We start from the raw sequence: 16,054 nt of genomic DNA on the forward strand, positions 1-16,054 counted from the left end.
AAAGAGCCGTGATCGCCCTCGACTTTCGCCGTCTCGCAGGGTGACGGCGCGTCCTCGAGGGCCGTCGACGAGGAGGCCCCATGACGATGTCTGTTCTCGGCGAGGCGATGACGAGCCCCGGAGAACGGGTGCGAAGGACGTCCACGGAGCGGATGCACCAGGCCGCGACCGCGATGGTGGAGTCGGCGCTGCCCGGCGGGGTCGACCTCCGGGCGGAGGTGAGGGAGCGTCTACGCCTCAGCCGCGCCGAGGCACACGACCTTCTCGCTGCGGCGAAACTCATGGCGATGGTCCGGAGCGGCGAGGCGATCTCGGAGTCCATGGCGACATCGGTCCGCCGCACACCCGCCTCGACGATGCCGCTCGCCTTCGCCGCCGCCGCTGCGGAGGCGATGCTGTCCGTCGGCGACACGGCGCACGCCTCACGCTGCGCCCACCGCGCGCACGAACTGGCCGTCTCCGCCGGCGACGCGCCTTGGCTTTACCGTTCCCTGGGGCTGCTCGCGGCGAGCCATGCCGCGAACGGTCAATTCGCCGACGCGGAGGCGGTGCTCGTCCACGGTCGTGCGATCCACTCGTCGGAAGGATGGCCCGAAGAGTTCTGCGACCCTTTCGCGCTGCTCGCCCGCGCCGTCGAGGCCATCCGGAGACAGGACGCCGAGCGCCTCGGGAGGCTGATTCTCGCGACGGTCGAGGCCTCCACCCGTCGTCCCGTTCTGCGCGTCCTCGTGGAGGTGCTCGATGCGTCGCGGAGCTGGGCTTCCGGAGACGACAGCCGGGCGCTGGCGATCGCCTCGCGGATCGGCCAGGGCCTCGGGGTCGCAGCACCCCTGCCCTTCGTGCGCGACTTCGCCCTGCGCCTGCAAGCGACGATCCTGCTGCAGCGCGGCGAGCCGCTGCGCGCGAGGGGGCTGCTCCGCGATGAGCGTCCGGATGCCCATCACCTCTCCTGCCCCGCCGTGATCCGCGCGGCGACGCAACTGCACATCGGCGACCCGTCACAAGCGCTCTTCGAGACGCAGGACTGCATGCGGAGGAGGGTGGACCACAACCTCCTGACCTTCCCGATGGTGCTCCTCGTCCGGGCCGCGGCGCAGCTCCGTCTCGGTCAGAGCGAGGCGGCGACGAGGCTGATCCGCGACGCCGTCGCCTTCGGGGCATCCGCCCAGGATGCGCCGCTCCCCGGACTCACCGCCCTCCCCTCGTCCGATGCTCAGCGCCTGCTGGACATCATCGTGGAGCACGCGCTCGCGCCCGAGCATCTGCTGCCGAGGGTTCGCGGCCACCTCCAGGCGTTCGTCCCCGCCGCGGCTTCCCGGCCCGTGCCGCCGCCGATCGAGATGCTCTCTCGTCGTGAACGCGACGTCGCCGATGCCCTCGCGTCGCCGCTGGACTTCGCACAGATCGCCGAGCACCTCCATCTCTCGATGAATACCGTGAAGACGCACACCCGCGCGATCTACCGCAAGCTCTCGGTGTCATCCCGGCACGACGCCGTCATCCGCCTGACGACGGTCGGCTACTACGAGCGCTGACGTCGGACGTCAATGGGAACACGCCCGAGACGGATATGGGGCCGCACCTGCCCTGCCCGTGCGACACGGGGGCAGCCAGCCGATTCGATGAATCCTGCACACGTGTCAGGCCTTCGGCTCTGGGCACCGTAACACCATCGAATCTGGAGGATCAATGACCGAATCGCTGCACTCCCGGCGGACCATCGTCAAGGGGGCGGCCTGGTCGCTGCCGGTGATCGCCGCGGTCGCGGCGACGCCCGCCTATGCGGCGTCGCTGGCCTGCACGAGCCCCGGTGTCCTCACCTACACGGTCAGCGGCACGAACCTCGTCGTCACCAACACCGGCACCGACTGCACCTGGAGCGGCCCGCTCTACGTCAGCTACCAGGTGTACAACTACCCCTTCGACTCGTCGCCGTATCTCGTCGACGGCATCGCGGCGACAAAGGTCCTCGACCGCCAGCAGCGGGTCTACATCTCGCAGGTCGCTCTCGGCACGAGGACGCTGGGGCCCGGCGAATCCCTCGTGCTTCCGATCACCCCCAACCCGGTTCCTTCGAGCGTCATCCCGAACTTCAGCGGCGGCGCCTACAGCATGCACCAGACGTTCATCCTGACGGCGAACGGCACCTACCGGCTGGACGGCAGCAACACCGTCACCCAGGTCGGTGACTACGGCATCGACGTGTACGCCGACGTCTCTTTCGACAAGGAGAACATCCCCGGCTGAGGCGTCCGGGCCACGAGGTCGTCCTGACGGGATCATCCCGTCAGGACGACCTTCTTCGTTCCCCCGAAAAGGGAACGGCAATACACGAAAACGGGGCTTGAACGATGATCGCCGTGTCATGAGCCCCGCCCGCAGCGCTCTCTCCTACCGGACCCCGACCCCTCGGTGTCCGGAGACAGGGAGCAGTTGCAATGAACGATATGACCAAGACCGAGCCGACCGTCGTGCGCGAGCCGCACCGGCGCACCGTTCTGAAAGGGGCGGCGTGGTCGGTCCCCATCGTCGCCGCGGCGGTCGCCGTGCCGGCGCACGCCGCATCCCCCGGATGCGCCAAGAGCGGGACGCTGACGATCAGCGGGACCGGAACACATCACACGATGCAGTCCGTCACGCTGCCCGCCTGCGCGACGACGGTGACCTACACGGTGATCGGCGGCAACGGAGGCGGATCGGAGAGCGGCGCCGGGGCGGCGATCACCGGGACCTTCCTCGTGAGCGGCGGCGAGACGCTGACGCTCGTGGCCGGCGGCGGCGGCCAGGGCTCAGGCTACTACGACAGCAACCCTCAGTCGGTCGTCCGCGCGACCGGCTTCGGCAACGGCGGGGTCGGCGGCAACGTCGACGGCCGCATGCTGGGCGGAGGAGGAGGAGCGGGATCGGCGATCATGCTCGGAGCGGGCTGGAGCGGTGTGAACAATCCGCTCGTGCTCGCCGGCGGCGGCGGCGGCGCGGGCACCAACCTGGCCTTCAGCGGCGGCGGCGGCGTGAACTTCGCGACCTACAACCCCGACGGCGCCGGCCACATCGGCGGCGCGGCGGGAGTCGTGGCGCAGCAGGGGGGACGCGGAGGAGTGCAGGAGACCTCGCCCGGTCACGCCGTCCACGCGGCCGGAGGGGGTGGCGGCGCCACGAGCACCGCGCCCGGAGCCGGCGGCACCTGGAGCCAGGGACCGGGCGGAAGCGGCAACGTGACCGTCGGCGGGGCGAACGGCAAGCCCGGCGCCGGCTATGTGGGCGGAGACGGTGTGCCCTCGGCCTATCTCGACAAGGGAACGGGAACGAGCGCGTTCGGCTCCGGCGGTGGAGGCGGCGGCTGGGCGGGCGGCGGAAGCGGCGCCATCACCTGGGCGACGGCGACCGGCACCGTCAACGTCGCGGCCGGCGGAGCAGCCGGCGGTGCGGGGTCGAACTACTACGGCGGCGCGACCCCGGGCGCCTCGGCCGTGAACGGGACGGTCACCGTCCCGTATCCGACCAGCATCGCGCAGTCGCCGACCCCGCGCACCGTGGAGCGCCCGTTGGATCCGGCGCGTCCGCGGCTCTACACGCTGGACGGCAATCCGGGCTCCGTGACCATCACCTGGTCCTGACCGCTGCGGGCGTGCCTGCGCCCTGGCACGGGCACGCCCGCACCCGTCCATGACGACCTCCGCAAATGGGAACAAACACCACCTCAAATGGGGCCAGATTGACACCCTGCACGTCATGACGTGAGACCCGTCTGGTCTCCTGATTGCACGCGGATTCGAACACCCCCTCCGCGAAGACCGAAGACCAGGAGACCAGGAGACAACCTCATGGACGAGAACACATCTGCGCCGGAACCCGAGAAGGCGGCATCGCCACATCGGCGGACCGTGCTGAAGGGGGCCGCGTGGTCGGTGCCGATCGTGGCAGCGGCGGTGGCCGTGCCCGCACAGGCGGTGTCGTGCGCCCCGCTCCGCAACGTCACTCGGACGGTCTCGCCCTCCGGCGGAGCACGCGGCGACGAGTCGATCGTGATCCCCAACCGTGACCGCTTGAAAGAGGTCCAGTACGTCATCGTGGGAGGTGCCGGACGCGGCGGCGGGGCGAACGTGCAGTCCGGGCACGACCTCGGGCAGGGCGGCGCGGGACGGCGGATCATCGGGACGATCCCCGCGGCGCTCCTCCAGGGCAGCACCACGGTGCGGCTGGTTGCGGGCGAGATGGGGCAGAGCCTGCGCGGCGGCTACGGCTACACGAACGGTGGCGCCGCCGCGATGGGAGCGGCGAACGAGCGGTTCTCCAACGGCGGCAGCGGCGGCGGATCGTCAGGGCTCGGCATCATCGGCACCGGCCTCTGGATCATCGCCGGTGGCGGTGGCGGAGGCGGCGGCGGCCAGGTGTCGGGCAACCGCCCCTACGGCAACGGGGCGAAGTCGATCGTGGGCGACCCCGAGACGAACAACTACTGGGGCAACGGCGGTGCGGTCGGCTCCACCGGACAGTGGGGGACCTCTGGAGAGATCGCCTCATGGGGCAACACCTGGACCGGAGCGCGGTGGAGCGGCATCCGCGGCGGAGCCGGCGGCGGTATCGGCGGCGGTCAAGGGGCCGGCGGCATGAGCCCCGACGCCGCGCAGTTCGAGTTCTACGGAGCCGGCAACCCGGGGAACAACGGCAACGGCGGTCGCGGCGGATTCTTCGTCTACGACGGCCTGCGAAGCTACATGGGCGGAGGCGGTGGTGGCGGCTATGCCGGTGGCGGAGGCGGTCATGCCTATCAGCAGGCCGACACGTGGACCAATGGCGTCCCCAGCGGCAGCAGGATCTACGGCGGCTCGGGCGGAGGCGGCGGCTCGAGCTACATCCCTCCGGAGCTCGCGAGCACCCGAACCAGCCAGGATGCGCCTGCCGGATCGAACGGCTACGTCACGGTGACCTTCGTCTACGAGCCCTGCCCGGCCTGATCACCGGCTCGGATGTCCTGCCCGTCGAGCGCCCACGCCACCCCTGCGCGGAGGGTGGGTCCTCGGTGATCCCGTCACGCCCATGCGCATATGGGAACGCGGCAACGGGTATGGGGCCAAATCTCCGGTGCGCCTCGACGCTGCAGAGGGAACCTGAGAGATTGAGCGCAGATCCCGGAAAGCAGTGCCACGCACAGGGGTCCGTCGTCAGGGAATCCGCAACAGAGACGCCCCGCTCCGACCGAGAGACCCTGGCGACGAACGTCGTCATCGCCCGATGATGACAGAAAGAAGGGCCGGATCGTCTTCCCAGAGCGATCCGGCCCTTCTTCGCCTTCACACGGCCCGTCGTCCGCTCGCGCTGATCGACCTCATTCGCGGGGATCCGCGCCACGGCGCATCAGAGAGAACCCGAGCAGCAGCTGCCAGGTCAGGAAGGCGTAGACCGAACCACGCTCCCAGACTCCGTCGGGAAGCCCGGCGTGCAGGGCCAGGAGGACGCCGCTGAGGATGCCCAGGGCGCCGAAGACCGGTCCCCGGAGAAGCACGGAGCGTCGAAGGCCGGTCGGTCGCAGCGCCCAGCGCGAGACGATCGCCGCGAGGTTGCCACCGAGGATCGCGGCCACGGCACCCAGGGCGTGGATCACGATGAAGCCGAGCCGCTCGTTCGACGGCGACCCGGGAACCAGACCCACGAACACGATGCCCGCCGCGTGGACGGTGCCGAGCACCACGAACACCGCGCCCGACCATCCGCTCAGCCTCGGTGCAAGCAGGACCACTCCGAGCAGGAAGAGCACCCCGGTGCCGATGAATCCGGCATTCATCACCGCGGGGAGACCGGAGGCGAGGGCGCGTCCCTGGAACTCCGCCTGATCGGGGACGCCGAGGTCGCTGATGTAGAACGTCGCGTAGTCGTACCCTCGGAAGCCGGCGGCGGCCACCGCCTCGCACAGCAGATACCAGAGCGGGGCGAGCATCCACAGCAGTCCGACCGTGCGGGGGAACGGATCGTGCGAGGAGAGGGAGGGATACCGTCGATTCTGTACGCGCATACATCCATTGTCCACGCCCGTGCGACGTCATGCACCCGAAGTCAGCGTCTCGCCGCGTCCACGCGAAGCACCCCGTGGATGAGGGCGGCGGCCTGCGCGGCCGACTCCTCTGTGACGCCCTGCGCGAGCACCCACTGATCGGCGACGCGGACGACGGCGAGGAGCGAGAGGAACTGGAGCCGCAGCGGAAGGACTGCCGACACCTCGCCTCGACCTCGCCAGAGAAGGAGGGCACGGAGCATACGATGCATGAGGGACAGGGTGAAACCGGCAACCGCAGGGGTCCTGGGCACGTCGGGAACAGCGAGGATGCGCCCAAGCACGAGCGTCCGCGGATCCTTCTTCGCCGCAGCGACGAGACGTGCCGCAAGGGCGTCGATCGACACCTCCGGCCCCCGCGGCGCGAGCATAGGCACGTCCACCCCGATCTCTGCGTCGAACGCCGCGCCGTACTCGCGGACGAGTGCGTCGAAGAGCCCCGCCTTGTCGTCGAAGTAGTGATAGAACGAGCTCTTCGCCACTCCGCTGCGCTCGAGGATCGCATTCAGCGATGCGCCCTCGTAGCCGCGAGCCAGAACTTCGTCCGCCGTCTCGGCGAACAGGACCCGGGCCCGGTCCTCGCCGAACGGCCTACGCGGTCTCGCCATGGATCACCTTCCTCCCGGGTGTATTCTATTCCTGAACCACCTAGTACATGAATGGAGCACCATGACCTCCGGTGCGAAGACCGTCCTCATGCTCGGCGCGACCGGCTACATCGGAAGGCATCTCGCCGCCCAGTTGCATGCGCGCGGACACTGCATCCGCGCCGTCGTGCGGGACCGGCAAGGGGCGGAGCGACCCGGAGCCCACGACGCCCCGGCACTGGCCGGGCTCGTCGACGAATGGATCATCGCCCACGACCCCGCCGATGCCGATCGCGACGGAATGCTGATGGAGGGCGTCGATCATGTCGTCTCCACACTGGGCGTGACCCGGCAGAAGGCCGATCCGTGGGCGGTCGACTGGGGGATGAACCTCCGTTACCTCGAGCTCGCAGAGGCAGCGCGGCCGTCATCCTTCCTCTATGTCGGCGTCATGAATGCGAGCCTCGGGACGTCCGCCGTCGCCCGTGCGAAGCACGCCTTCATGGAGACGCTGCGTCGCAGTCGGATCACCCCGCTCATCGTCAACCCCTCGGGCTACTTCTCCGACCTCACCGAGATCCACGATCTCGCCCGCCGCGGCATGGGCATCGGTCTCGGCGACGGGTCCGTGCGGCTCTCCCCGATCCACGGTGCGGATCTCGCCGCGTACTGCGCCGACCGGCTCGACGGTCCTGCGGGCTCCTGGGACGTCGGTGGCCCTGAAGCCCTCACCTACCGGGAGATCGTCGACCTGGCATTCCGCACCATCGGCCGGAGACCCCGCTACACCGCGCTCCCCCGGAGTCTCGGATCGTCCGCGATCTGGATCGCGGACCGGATCGGACCGCGACCTTCTTCTCTGACCAGGTTCTTCCTCGAAGGGATGCAGTGCGATTCGGTGGGCGCTCCTACCGGTACACATCGCCTCGGCGACTATTTCCGCTCCCTCACCGACAGCTGAGCTCCTTCCGGCGCCTCCCACCTCATGCAGAATGCCAGAATATTTCTGCCTCCTGGCGTCACTCCCCCGGGGAACCCGACTCCTTAACGCGCGACGGATGATGCTCTCCCGCCCTGGGGAAGCGGATCCGATCGTGGAGGCGCGGGCACGCCTTTCTGGGAGGAAACCATGGTCGAGGGTCGTAGTGACGCGGAGTTGCTGGTCGCGGTGCGCGGAGGGGATCAGCGCGCCTATGAGGCGCTCTGGCGCCGCCACTTCGACGCCGCACTGAGGTACGCGCACCATCAGTCGCCGTCCCGTGCAGAGGATCTGGTCTCGGAGTCGTTCCTCGCGGTGTACGCGCAGCTCACGACGACGCCGAAGGGGCCCACGTTCGCGTTCCGTTCCTACCTGAAAGCCGTCATCCGCAACAACGCGATCAAGTGGGGCAAAGAGGCGAACCAAGTCATCACGCAGGACGAGCTGGAGCAGGTGGACCACCGCGACGGGTTGAGCGCGGCGGAGCGGGACGCGGACGCCGAGATCGTGCTCTCGGCGTTCCAGGCCCTTCCCGACCGGTGGCAGCGAGTGCTCTGGCTCTCCGAGGTCGCCGAGGTCGGACGGTCGGAAATCGCTCGCGAGCTCGGCATCAAGCCCAACGCCGTCTCCGCCCTGCAGATCCGCGCACGAGCGGGGATGAAGCTCCAGTGGCTCACCCGCCAGGTCCCCGAGGCACTCCGCACCGACCCGTCTCACGTCGCCCGCCTCCTCCCGCAGCACCTCACCACCCCAGGGAACGCGGCGATCGCCGCAGAGGTCGCCGCCCACGTCGCGGTGTGCCTGACCTGCGACCGTCTGCTCGCAGACCTCCGGCACGCCGGAGGTCGGATGCGCGGCGGCGCCCTGTCCGCGGCCCTCGTCGGCGCGCTCGGCGCAGGGGTCCCCGCCGGCCTCTCCCTATCGTCCGGCACGGCGGCCGCCGCCACCGGCACGGGCCTTCTCTCCTGGCTCATCGCGGGTGGCCTCAGCGCCGCCACCGCCGGAGGCCTGGTGGTGTCGCTCATGGTGCTCGCGCCGGTTGTCGAGCTCCCTCCGTCGTCGGCGGCGGCTCTCACGTCCCTGACCCCGGATGCCGAGGCAGGCGCCCAGGACCCCGGCGGCGAGCCGGTCCCGTCCGTGACGACGGTTCCCCCGGCCCCCGGCCCCGACAACGGTCGCGGGGTGAGGGACGACGGGATCGACGACATCGACTTCACGGACGAGTCGTCCGGGAACACCCCGCCCTTCCCGGTTCCGCCCAAGCCCGCCGATCCCACGACGCCCGATCCGGGCACGTCGGACGACGCTCTCTCGCCCGGCGTCACCACGCCGGGCGAGACCACGGGATACTTCTCGCCCGTGGTCGCCGGGCGCACGACCCCGGGCAGCAGCGTGGCGATCGAGGTCGGCACCGAACGCTACACCCCGCCGGTCGCCGCAGACGGAGGCTGGACCTTCGACATCCGTCCCCTCGAACTGCCGGAGGGCACCTACGAGTACCGCGTCTGGGCGTTCGACGCGACCACGCAGTCGATCGCGACCATCGGGTCGTTCACCGTGCGCCCTCTCATCGTGAAGGGCTTCGAAGACGTGAACCCTTCGTTGAGCATGGACTACGCCGAGGCGCGCACGACCGGTATCGTCATCGAGATCACCGGCCCGCCGAACGGCCGCATCTACGTCAGCACGCTCGGCAATGAGGCGTTCATCTCCCTCGATGCGAACGGGTACGCCAAGAAGCGTCTCCGTCTCACCTCCCGGGGCTGGTACTACTTCCTCTTCCATGCGCTGGAGGACGACTATCTGGGCCCGGGCTACGCGACCTATGTCACTGTCTTCGACCCGGACCATCCCGCCAACCCCCGCGGCGACCTGACCTTCGAGATCGACGACCTCTGACCCCTGTCCCCCGTTCCGACACGCTCGAAATCAGGAGTTCACACCGCGCGACAGGCACGAAACCCTCTCGAAACACGCCGCACACGGGAGCGAAACAGCGTGCTGCCAGGCTGAGCGCACAGGACGCCTCCGGCGCGTCCCACCCGAGAGGAGCGGTACGACGATGGATCAGGGAAACACGGCCTTCGTATTGATCTCAGCGGCGCTCGTGCTGCTGATGACACCCGGCCTGGCCTTCTTCTACGGCGGCCTGGTCAAGGCCAAGAGCGTGATCAGCATGATGATGCTGAGCTTCGGTGCGATCGGGCTGATCGGCGTGCTGTGGGTGGTGTTCGGCTACGCGATCGCCTTCCCCGGCGACCAGGGCACGGTCGCGCCCTGGTCGATCGACTGGGGCTCGCTGGGGCTCGCGAAGCTGCTGGAGACGCCCGAGGGCGCCGCCTATCCGCCGCTCGCCTTCGTCGCCTTCCAGGCGACCTTCGCGATCATCACGGTCGCCCTCATCTCCGGCGCCATCGCCGACCGGGCGAAGTTCGGCGCCTGGATGGTCTTCGCGGCCGTCTGGGCGACCGTCGTCTACTTCCCGGTGGCGAGCTGGGTGTTCAACTTCGGCCTCGCCGACGACGGCAGCTTCGCCTACGGCGGGTGGATCACGCACGGCCTGCAGGGCTGGTTGGGGGTCGGCGCGATCGACTTCGCCGGCGGCACGGCGGTGCACATCAACGCCGGAGCCGCGGCGCTCGCACTCGCCCTCGTGCTCGGCCGTCGCATCGGGTTCCAGAAGGGCGTGCACGTGCCGCACAACCCGCCGTTCGTCCTCCTCGGTGCCGGACTGCTGTGGTTCGGCTGGTTCGGGTTCAACGCGGGCTCCGAGCTCGCCGCCGACGGCACGGCAGCGGTCGCATTCGTGAACACGATCGCGGCCCCCGCGGCGGCCCTCCTCGCCTGGCTCGTGGTCGAGAAGATCCGCGACGGCAAGCCCACCTCGGTCGGTGCAGCCTCCGGCGCGGTCGCCGGCCTCGTCGCCATCACGCCCGCCTGCGCCTCGGTGACGCCGATCTGGGCCGTGGTGCTCGGCGCGATCGCCGGCGCTATCTGCCCTCTCGCCGTCGAGCTGAAGTACCGGTTCGGCTTCGACGACTCCCTCGACGTGGTCGGCATCCACCTCGTCGGAGGGCTCATCGGGACCCTCTACCTGGGCTTCTTCGCCAACGGGACCGGACTGATCTACAGCGGCAGCCTGGCACAGCTCGCCGCCCAGGCGATCGCGGCGGTCACCGTCCTCGTCTACTCCTTCGTCCTCGCCTTCGCGATCGGATGGCTGGTGGACAGATCCCTCGGCTTCCGGGTGAAGAGCGAGGACGAGATCGCCGGCATCGACACGGTCGTGCACGGCGAAGAGGGGTACGTCCTCGCCGGGGCCAAGAGCTGACGGGGCGACCATGATCCGGCTCTCGCGCTTGCGGGACCTGCCACGACGCCGGTTGCCGGCCGGGGCGGGGCACACGCGGGAAATCGTCGCGTCACAGGGCGAGGACCGAGGACGTTCCTGGATCCTGCAGCTCGTCGAGCTCCGCGGATCGGCCGGATCCCTGACCCTGCGAGGAGATGCGACCCACCTCCTCGCAGGGCTCGGCGGACCCCAGGTGAGTGTGGGGCCCCGGGCCCTCGCCCTCCGCCGGGAGGACGTCCTCACCTACGTCGGGTCGAGCGTCGAGCTCCATCGCCCTGAGCTGCCCGTCACGAAGCTCAGTCGGATCGTCGTGCTCTCGAGCGTGGGCGATGCTCCGACCCTCTCGTTCTCCGGTCTCCACGGCACCGCGGAACTGCCCGAGAGGACGCACGCCGTCATCGTCAGATCGGGGTGGGCGGGCGTCGCCGGCACCGTGGCGGGGAGCATGGACGCGCTCGTGCTCGACGAGGACCCCGCGAGGATCGTCACCGCCGCCGATGCCCGTCTCCTCGTGGTCTCGGGCTGAACCGGTGCGATCACCGCACCGGCCCGTCGTCGCCGATGCGGAGCATCCGCACCCGCGACGTGCTGCGGCGAGGGGTCCGGCGGCGCAGCCGCGCGGCTCGTAGCCCCAGCCAGCGTCCGGCATGGAGCTGCACGAAGAGGGTGGCGACCCCGGCGACGAGCAGTCCGGCGAGGTTGACGAGGAGCTGGATCGCGGAGCCGGTCGCCTCGCTCCAAGCGCCGACAGCGAGTGTGAGTCCGATCGTGCCGACGGCGGGGACCGTGGTGATGGAGATGAAGACGCCCACCAGGGCGGAGGACTTCGCCGTGGTCAACGAGAGCACACCCGCGATCCCCGCGAGCACGGCGATGACGAACGACCAGGCGTCCGGGGCGACGATGAAGTCCGTCGCCGGTCCCGTGGTCGCCTGCCGGAAGTCGATCGCCCCCGTCGCGTAGAGCACCGCCCACACGCCCCAGGCGATCGCCGCGCTCGCGGCGAAGCCGCCGAACAGCGTCCCGAGAGCCGGTCCGACGATCCCCGCTCGACGACGGACGATCGCATAGGACATCGCCGCGATCGGGGCGAACTCCGGCCCGACGACCATCGCGCCGATGATGAGGATCGGCTGGTCGAGGAGGCGTCCGACTCCGGCGATGAGGGTCGCCAGCAGCAGGAAGACGAAGAAGGTGACCGACGGGCGCGCATCCTCCGCCGCCTTCGCGGTCAGCTGGGCCCACAGCACGCCGTCGGCCGGGTGCCCGGGCGCGATCGCCTCGGCCTTCGCCGCAGCATCCGAGACGACCACCACGGGCTCGGAAACGACGATGCTCCCGTCCCGGGGAACGCCCAGATGCCGCAGGGCGCGCATGACGTTGTTCGCGTTCTCCCTCGTCATCTCGAAGAGCAGGAGGTCTCCCCGCCCGCCCATCGCCGCCCCCGTCAGAACAGCGAGGTCGCAGACGGTCGGGTCCTCGGCAAGTGTTTCCTGGACACGATCGGAGATCTCGCGGGGGACGGTGACCCGAACGGAGAGCATCGTCCTATTCTGCTCTCAGGACGGAGTACACGACAGGATCACCCCGCGCCGAGCAGCTCCATGACCCCCGCGGGGTAGAGGGGCAGCTCTTCGGCGTCGTCGTCGTCGAGCGGACGCCAGACCACCGGGACGATGCTTCCGTCGCTCTCGGTGAGCGTCGCACCCTCGGGCGCCGGCTCGGGGTCGAGACGCCCGGCATACACGAAGACGATCTCGTGGCCGACCTCGCCGTCGATCCGGAAGATGTTCTCGATCGTGCCGAGATGGCGCAGCTCGTGGATCTTCGCCGACAGCTCCTCGTCCACCTCGCGTGCGATCGCCGTCCGATGGGTCTCGCCGAGTTCCACGCTGCCGCCGATCAGACGGTGATAGCCGTCCGGATTCTCCTCCGTCGGCGCATTGAGGCTCACCGCGTGCGCGGTGGCGTCCCCGTTCACGGCGATGAGCATGGCCTTGACACGGATGCGACTGCGATCGATCGACATCCGATCAGGCTACCCGAGGCGTCAGCCCTTCTTGCCGAAGTCGTCCGTGTAGAGGATGAAGCCGCCGGTCGAGATCGAGGCGGTCTTGTCGCGCAGCAGCAGTTCCTTGATCTCGTCGACGGTCTTACCGTTCCGCTCAGCCACGATCTCGATCTTCTCGCCGAGGGCGTCGATCGCCTCCTGGCCGCCCAGCGGCTTGTCGAGCACGGTGAGTCCGGAGCTGGCCAGCGTGCCGTCGTTCCCTGCGGGCGTCTTGTTCACATCAGATCCTGTCGTGCCGGCGGATGACGTCGGGGCGGCCGCGCCCGGGGCGCCCGACTGCTGAGCCGCCCAGATGCCGATCACGATGGCCACGGCCGCCGCGGCTCCTGCGATCGCGATGACCCACCATCCGCGTGAGCGTTGCGTGTTCCCGTCCACAGCCGACCTCCCCATCGTGTCTTCTTCTCTTGGAGCGAAGCGTCTCCGGTGGCGCTCAGCCTACGACGCCTTCCTGAGTCTCTCCCGGACGATCGGCGTCCGCTCTCGCGACCGGGATACGGCGAAGGGGGCGGGATCGCTTTCGCGATCCCGCCCCCTTGTGCCTACGAGGCGTCAGAGCTCATCGCTCCTCAGCTCTCGACGGAGGCCTTCCGCCGACGGAGACCGAAGGCGAGCGTTCCGCCACCGGCCAGGACGAGCCCGCCGGCCAGGAACATGAAGACCGAGGCGTTGAAGTCGCTACCGGTCGTGGCGAGGTTGTCGCCGCCGTCACCGTTTCCATCGCCGTTTCCGTCGCCGTCGCCGCCGCCGGGGTTGCTCGACTTGACGACCGTGAAGACGTTCGCGTTCGAGGCAGCCGAGGTGGCGCCGTTGATGGTCTGGGTGGCGGTCGCGGAGTACTCACCGGGGACCAGCGTCAGCAGGTCGACGCTCCAGGTGCCGTTCGCGGCGACCTTGGCCGTCGCGGCGACCTTGGAGCCGTCCTTGGCCACGACGGTGACGGTGACCGTGGCGCCGGGGATGCCGGTGCCCGAGACCGTCGGGGTCGTGTCCTTGGTCTCCGAGCCGTCAGCCGGGCTGACGATCACAGGGGCGTCGACGACGGCCTTCACGGTGACCGTGGCGGTACCGGGGACCTGGATGTCGTCGAGGCGCTGAGCGGCCACGATGGCGGTGTCGCCGTACTTGTTGGCGGTGACGCTGCCGGTCCACTTGCCGTTCGCGTCAGCCGTCACGGTGTCGACGACCTTGCCGCCGACCGTGAGGGTGACCGTCGCGTTGGGCGTGGCGGTGCCGGTGACGGTGACCTTGGAGCCGCCGGTGACCACGTCGCCCTGGCTGGGGCTGGTGATCACGAGGGGCGAGGTCTTCAGCGGCGCGGCCGAGCCGGACAGCGTGTAGTTGCCCAGGCTGCCGTACTCGGTGTAGCCGTTCGCGTTGTCCGGGGTGGCCGAGGCGGGGTTGCCCGAGCCGACGCCGTCGACCGAGAGGTAGTAGGTACCTGCCGGGACGTTGGCGGTGACCGCCGCGTTGAGGCCGGAGGCCACGCTGTCGGACACGCGAGCCGAGGCCGGGTCGTTCTGCGCGATGACCTTGCCCGAAGCATCCGTCAGCGTCAGCTTCGCGTCGAGGTTCGGCGAGATGTCAGCAACCGCCACGTTGGCCGAGAAGGCGCCGCCCGCGGTGGTGACCGCGAACACGTCGACATCGTCGGTGCGCTCGATCACGCTGGCGTCCTTGAAGGTGCCGGACGCGTTGTCGAGGGCCTTGGCCGTCGCCGGCGTGTTGCCGACCTGATCGGCCGCGTAGCTCGCACGGTCGGTGTAGCTGAAGTTCAGCGTCAGGCGCGGTCCTGCGGGGTTGCAGCCTCCGTTCGGGCCCAGAGCGAACCAGACGTCGCCGGGCTTCGGGTTCTGCGGGTCACCCGACTGCACGCAGATGCCGTCCTTCGTGTACGGCGTACCGTCAGGCAGCGTGGGGTAGACGACCGTCCGCGACGAACCGCGGTCGGTGATGACCGCGAGGTCGTTCTCCTTGTTGGTCGCCCCGGCGTAGGCGCCGGCCGACCACTGGCTGAGCGGCACGTAGTACGCGGCGCCCATGATGGTGCCCCACACGCCCGACTTCGGCACGTAGTACCCACCCGTAGTGGAGCCCTGGATGTCGTCGTGAGCGAGGCCGAAGTTGTGACCCGACTCGTGCGAGGCGATCTCGGCGATGAGCTTCGGGGAGCCCTGCGTGTTCTTGGTGAACACCAGCGCACCCTCGAGGTACTGCGAGCCGGTGCCGCCGAGCCAGGCGATGCCGCCGCTGCCTGCCGCGGCGGGCAGGACGTCGTCGTACGAGTCGGTGATGATGACGTGCGAGCCGTACTCGTTGTCGGTCGGCGACGTCTTGTAGAGCTTCGCGTCGCTGGGGCGCGTCGTCGTGACGTTCACGTTGAAGGGCGCGTAGTCCTCGGCCACGGCCGCCCACACGCTGGCACGGTCGGTGACCGCGTTGGCCGGCGCGAAGTTGAGGGTGGGGATACCGGAATCGGTGTTCCAGTGCCTGTTCGTGAGGGTCTCGCCGTCGAAGTCGAGGTAGACCGTCACGGGGGCGCCTGGACGGGAGCCACCGGCGGGGTCACCGGCGATGGGAGCGCCCTCCGGCGCCTTGGGAAGACCGAGCTCGGACAGCTTGTGGGCGTCCGGAGCACCATCGTTGTAGTAGAAGAAGCCCTGGTCCGAGACGCTGATCAGGCCGGCCTTCTCGAGGCTCTTGATCTCCGACGCGCTGTCGCCGCTCTGCGCGGCAGCGAGCTCGTACTTGTCGACGGAAGTCTTGAGCTGGACCGCGCTGTCCGAGGAATCCGCGGCCGCCGCCGGAAGAGCTGCCCCTCCGAACGTCAGCACGCCCGCTCCGACGACCGCCAGAGCAGCGCTCAGCCGCTTGTGTTTGGTAGATGCCACTGGTTGTCCCCCTAAGGCCCAGGTGTCTTTTTACACGTAACGGACCAAACTTAGCAGGTGGCTGTGAGGTTCGCAGGCCGAATCTGTACGCCGGCCGAGAGCCGGCGACGCCGCCGATCCAC

At 69.4% G+C, this 16,054-nt stretch carries 14 protein-coding genes; 8 read left to right on the plus strand and 6 right to left on the minus strand.

Annotated elements, in window-relative coordinates:
• Nucleotides 1-80 precede the first annotated feature (80 nt).
• From ABWO84_RS10940 to ABWO84_RS10955, 4 genes are all read left to right on the plus strand, one after another.
• Nucleotides 81-1,535 carry a helix-turn-helix transcriptional regulator gene (locus tag ABWO84_RS10940; RefSeq protein ID WP_353114609.1) on the plus strand — a complete coding sequence of 485 codons (1,455 nt, stop codon included), beginning with the start codon at nucleotides 81-83 and terminating at the stop codon, nucleotides 1,533-1,535.
• Between the two features lie 154 nt (nucleotides 1,536-1,689).
• Nucleotides 1,690-2,247: a hypothetical protein gene (locus tag ABWO84_RS10945; RefSeq protein WP_353114610.1), complete on the plus strand. Its 558-nt coding sequence runs from the start codon at nucleotides 1,690-1,692 to the stop codon at nucleotides 2,245-2,247.
• Nucleotides 2,248-2,438: 191 nt separating this feature from the next.
• The gene (locus tag ABWO84_RS10950) at nucleotides 2,439-3,617 is read left to right on the plus strand and encodes a hypothetical protein (protein ID WP_353114611.1); all 1,179 of its coding nucleotides are present in this window, start codon (nucleotides 2,439-2,441) and stop codon (nucleotides 3,615-3,617) included.
• A gap of 207 nt (nucleotides 3,618-3,824) precedes the next feature.
• Nucleotides 3,825-4,958 (plus strand): hypothetical protein, encoded by a 1,134-nt coding sequence (locus ABWO84_RS10955; protein ID WP_353114612.1) that lies wholly within the window; start codon nucleotides 3,825-3,827, stop codon nucleotides 4,956-4,958.
• A gap of 371 nt (nucleotides 4,959-5,329) precedes the next feature.
• On the opposite strand, the gene ABWO84_RS10960 is transcribed toward ABWO84_RS10955, so the two are convergent.
• Nucleotides 5,330-6,013 carry a DUF998 domain-containing protein gene (locus ABWO84_RS10960; RefSeq protein WP_353114613.1) on the minus strand — a complete coding sequence of 228 codons (684 nt, stop codon included), beginning with the start codon at nucleotides 6,011-6,013 and terminating at the stop codon, nucleotides 5,330-5,332.
• Between the two features lie 41 nt (nucleotides 6,014-6,054).
• Nucleotides 6,055-6,660, minus strand: coding sequence for a TetR/AcrR family transcriptional regulator (locus ABWO84_RS10965; protein ID WP_353114614.1), 606 nt, complete (start codon nucleotides 6,658-6,660; stop codon nucleotides 6,055-6,057).
• Nucleotides 6,661-6,721: 61 nt separating this feature from the next.
• Here ABWO84_RS10965 and ABWO84_RS10970 point away from each other — a divergent pair, with 61 nt between their 5' ends.
• From ABWO84_RS10970 to ABWO84_RS10985, 4 genes are all read left to right on the plus strand, one after another.
• Nucleotides 6,722-7,600 (plus strand): SDR family oxidoreductase, encoded by an 879-nt coding sequence (locus ABWO84_RS10970; RefSeq protein WP_353114615.1) that lies wholly within the window; start codon nucleotides 6,722-6,724, stop codon nucleotides 7,598-7,600.
• A gap of 168 nt (nucleotides 7,601-7,768) precedes the next feature.
• Nucleotides 7,769-9,517, plus strand: coding sequence for a sigma-70 family RNA polymerase sigma factor (locus ABWO84_RS10975; protein WP_353114616.1), 1,749 nt, complete (start codon nucleotides 7,769-7,771; stop codon nucleotides 9,515-9,517).
• A gap of 163 nt (nucleotides 9,518-9,680) precedes the next feature.
• A complete protein-coding gene (locus ABWO84_RS10980) occupies nucleotides 9,681-10,949 on the plus strand; it encodes an ammonium transporter (RefSeq protein ID WP_353114617.1) in 1,269 nt (422 codons plus the stop codon).
• A 10-nt stretch (nucleotides 10,950-10,959) separates the two neighbouring features.
• Nucleotides 10,960-11,496, plus strand: coding sequence for a hypothetical protein (locus tag ABWO84_RS10985; protein ID WP_353114618.1), 537 nt, complete (start codon nucleotides 10,960-10,962; stop codon nucleotides 11,494-11,496).
• A 10-nt stretch (nucleotides 11,497-11,506) separates the two neighbouring features.
• Here ABWO84_RS10985 and ABWO84_RS10990 read toward each other — a convergent pair whose 3' ends face one another.
• The 4 genes from ABWO84_RS10990 to ABWO84_RS11005 form a co-directional block, all read right to left on the minus strand.
• The gene (locus ABWO84_RS10990; protein ID WP_353114619.1) at nucleotides 11,507-12,514 is read right to left on the minus strand and encodes a DUF389 domain-containing protein; all 1,008 of its coding nucleotides are present in this window, start codon (nucleotides 12,512-12,514) and stop codon (nucleotides 11,507-11,509) included.
• 38 nt (nucleotides 12,515-12,552) lie between these two features.
• Entirely contained in the window at nucleotides 12,553-12,999 is a 447-nt protein-coding gene (locus ABWO84_RS10995) for an NUDIX hydrolase (protein ID WP_353114620.1), read from the minus strand.
• A gap of 21 nt (nucleotides 13,000-13,020) precedes the next feature.
• Nucleotides 13,021-13,434, minus strand: a complete 414-nt coding sequence (locus tag ABWO84_RS11000) for a hypothetical protein (RefSeq protein ID WP_353114621.1) — start codon at nucleotides 13,432-13,434, stop codon at nucleotides 13,021-13,023.
• A gap of 176 nt (nucleotides 13,435-13,610) precedes the next feature.
• Complete coding sequence (locus ABWO84_RS11005; RefSeq protein ID WP_353114622.1) at nucleotides 13,611-15,932, minus strand: Ig-like domain-containing protein; 2,322 nt, start codon at nucleotides 15,930-15,932, stop codon at nucleotides 13,611-13,613.
• Nucleotides 15,933-16,054: the final 122 nt, after the last annotated feature.

The organism is Microbacterium sp. (assembly GCF_040394595.1).
Lineage (GTDB): Bacteria > Actinomycetota > Actinomycetes > Actinomycetales > Microbacteriaceae > Microbacterium.

Bases quoted from the DNA above. Each gene is read 5' to 3' on its own strand.
- ABWO84_RS10940 (WP_353114609.1), top strand. From the start codon at position 81: ATGACGATGTCTGTTCTCGGCGAGGCGATGACGAGCCCCGGAGAACGG.
- ABWO84_RS10945 (WP_353114610.1), top strand. From the start codon at position 1,690: ATGACCGAATCGCTGCACTCCCGGCGGACCATCGTCAAGGGGGCGGCC.
- ABWO84_RS10950 (WP_353114611.1), top strand. From the start codon at position 2,439: ATGAACGATATGACCAAGACCGAGCCGACCGTCGTGCGCGAGCCGCAC.
- ABWO84_RS10955 (WP_353114612.1), top strand. From the start codon at position 3,825: ATGGACGAGAACACATCTGCGCCGGAACCCGAGAAGGCGGCATCGCCA.
- ABWO84_RS10960 (WP_353114613.1), bottom strand. From the start codon at position 6,013: ATGCGCGTACAGAATCGACGGTATCCCTCCCTCTCCTCGCACGATCCG.
- ABWO84_RS10965 (WP_353114614.1), bottom strand. From the start codon at position 6,660: ATGGCGAGACCGCGTAGGCCGTTCGGCGAGGACCGGGCCCGGGTCCTG.
- ABWO84_RS10970 (WP_353114615.1), top strand. From the start codon at position 6,722: ATGACCTCCGGTGCGAAGACCGTCCTCATGCTCGGCGCGACCGGCTAC.
- ABWO84_RS10975 (WP_353114616.1), top strand. From the start codon at position 7,769: ATGGTCGAGGGTCGTAGTGACGCGGAGTTGCTGGTCGCGGTGCGCGGA.
- ABWO84_RS10980 (WP_353114617.1), top strand. From the start codon at position 9,681: ATGGATCAGGGAAACACGGCCTTCGTATTGATCTCAGCGGCGCTCGTG.
- ABWO84_RS10985 (WP_353114618.1), top strand. From the start codon at position 10,960: ATGATCCGGCTCTCGCGCTTGCGGGACCTGCCACGACGCCGGTTGCCG.
- ABWO84_RS10990 (WP_353114619.1), bottom strand. From the start codon at position 12,514: ATGCTCTCCGTTCGGGTCACCGTCCCCCGCGAGATCTCCGATCGTGTC.
- ABWO84_RS10995 (WP_353114620.1), bottom strand. From the start codon at position 12,999: ATGTCGATCGATCGCAGTCGCATCCGTGTCAAGGCCATGCTCATCGCC.
- ABWO84_RS11000 (WP_353114621.1), bottom strand. From the start codon at position 13,434: ATGGGGAGGTCGGCTGTGGACGGGAACACGCAACGCTCACGCGGATGG.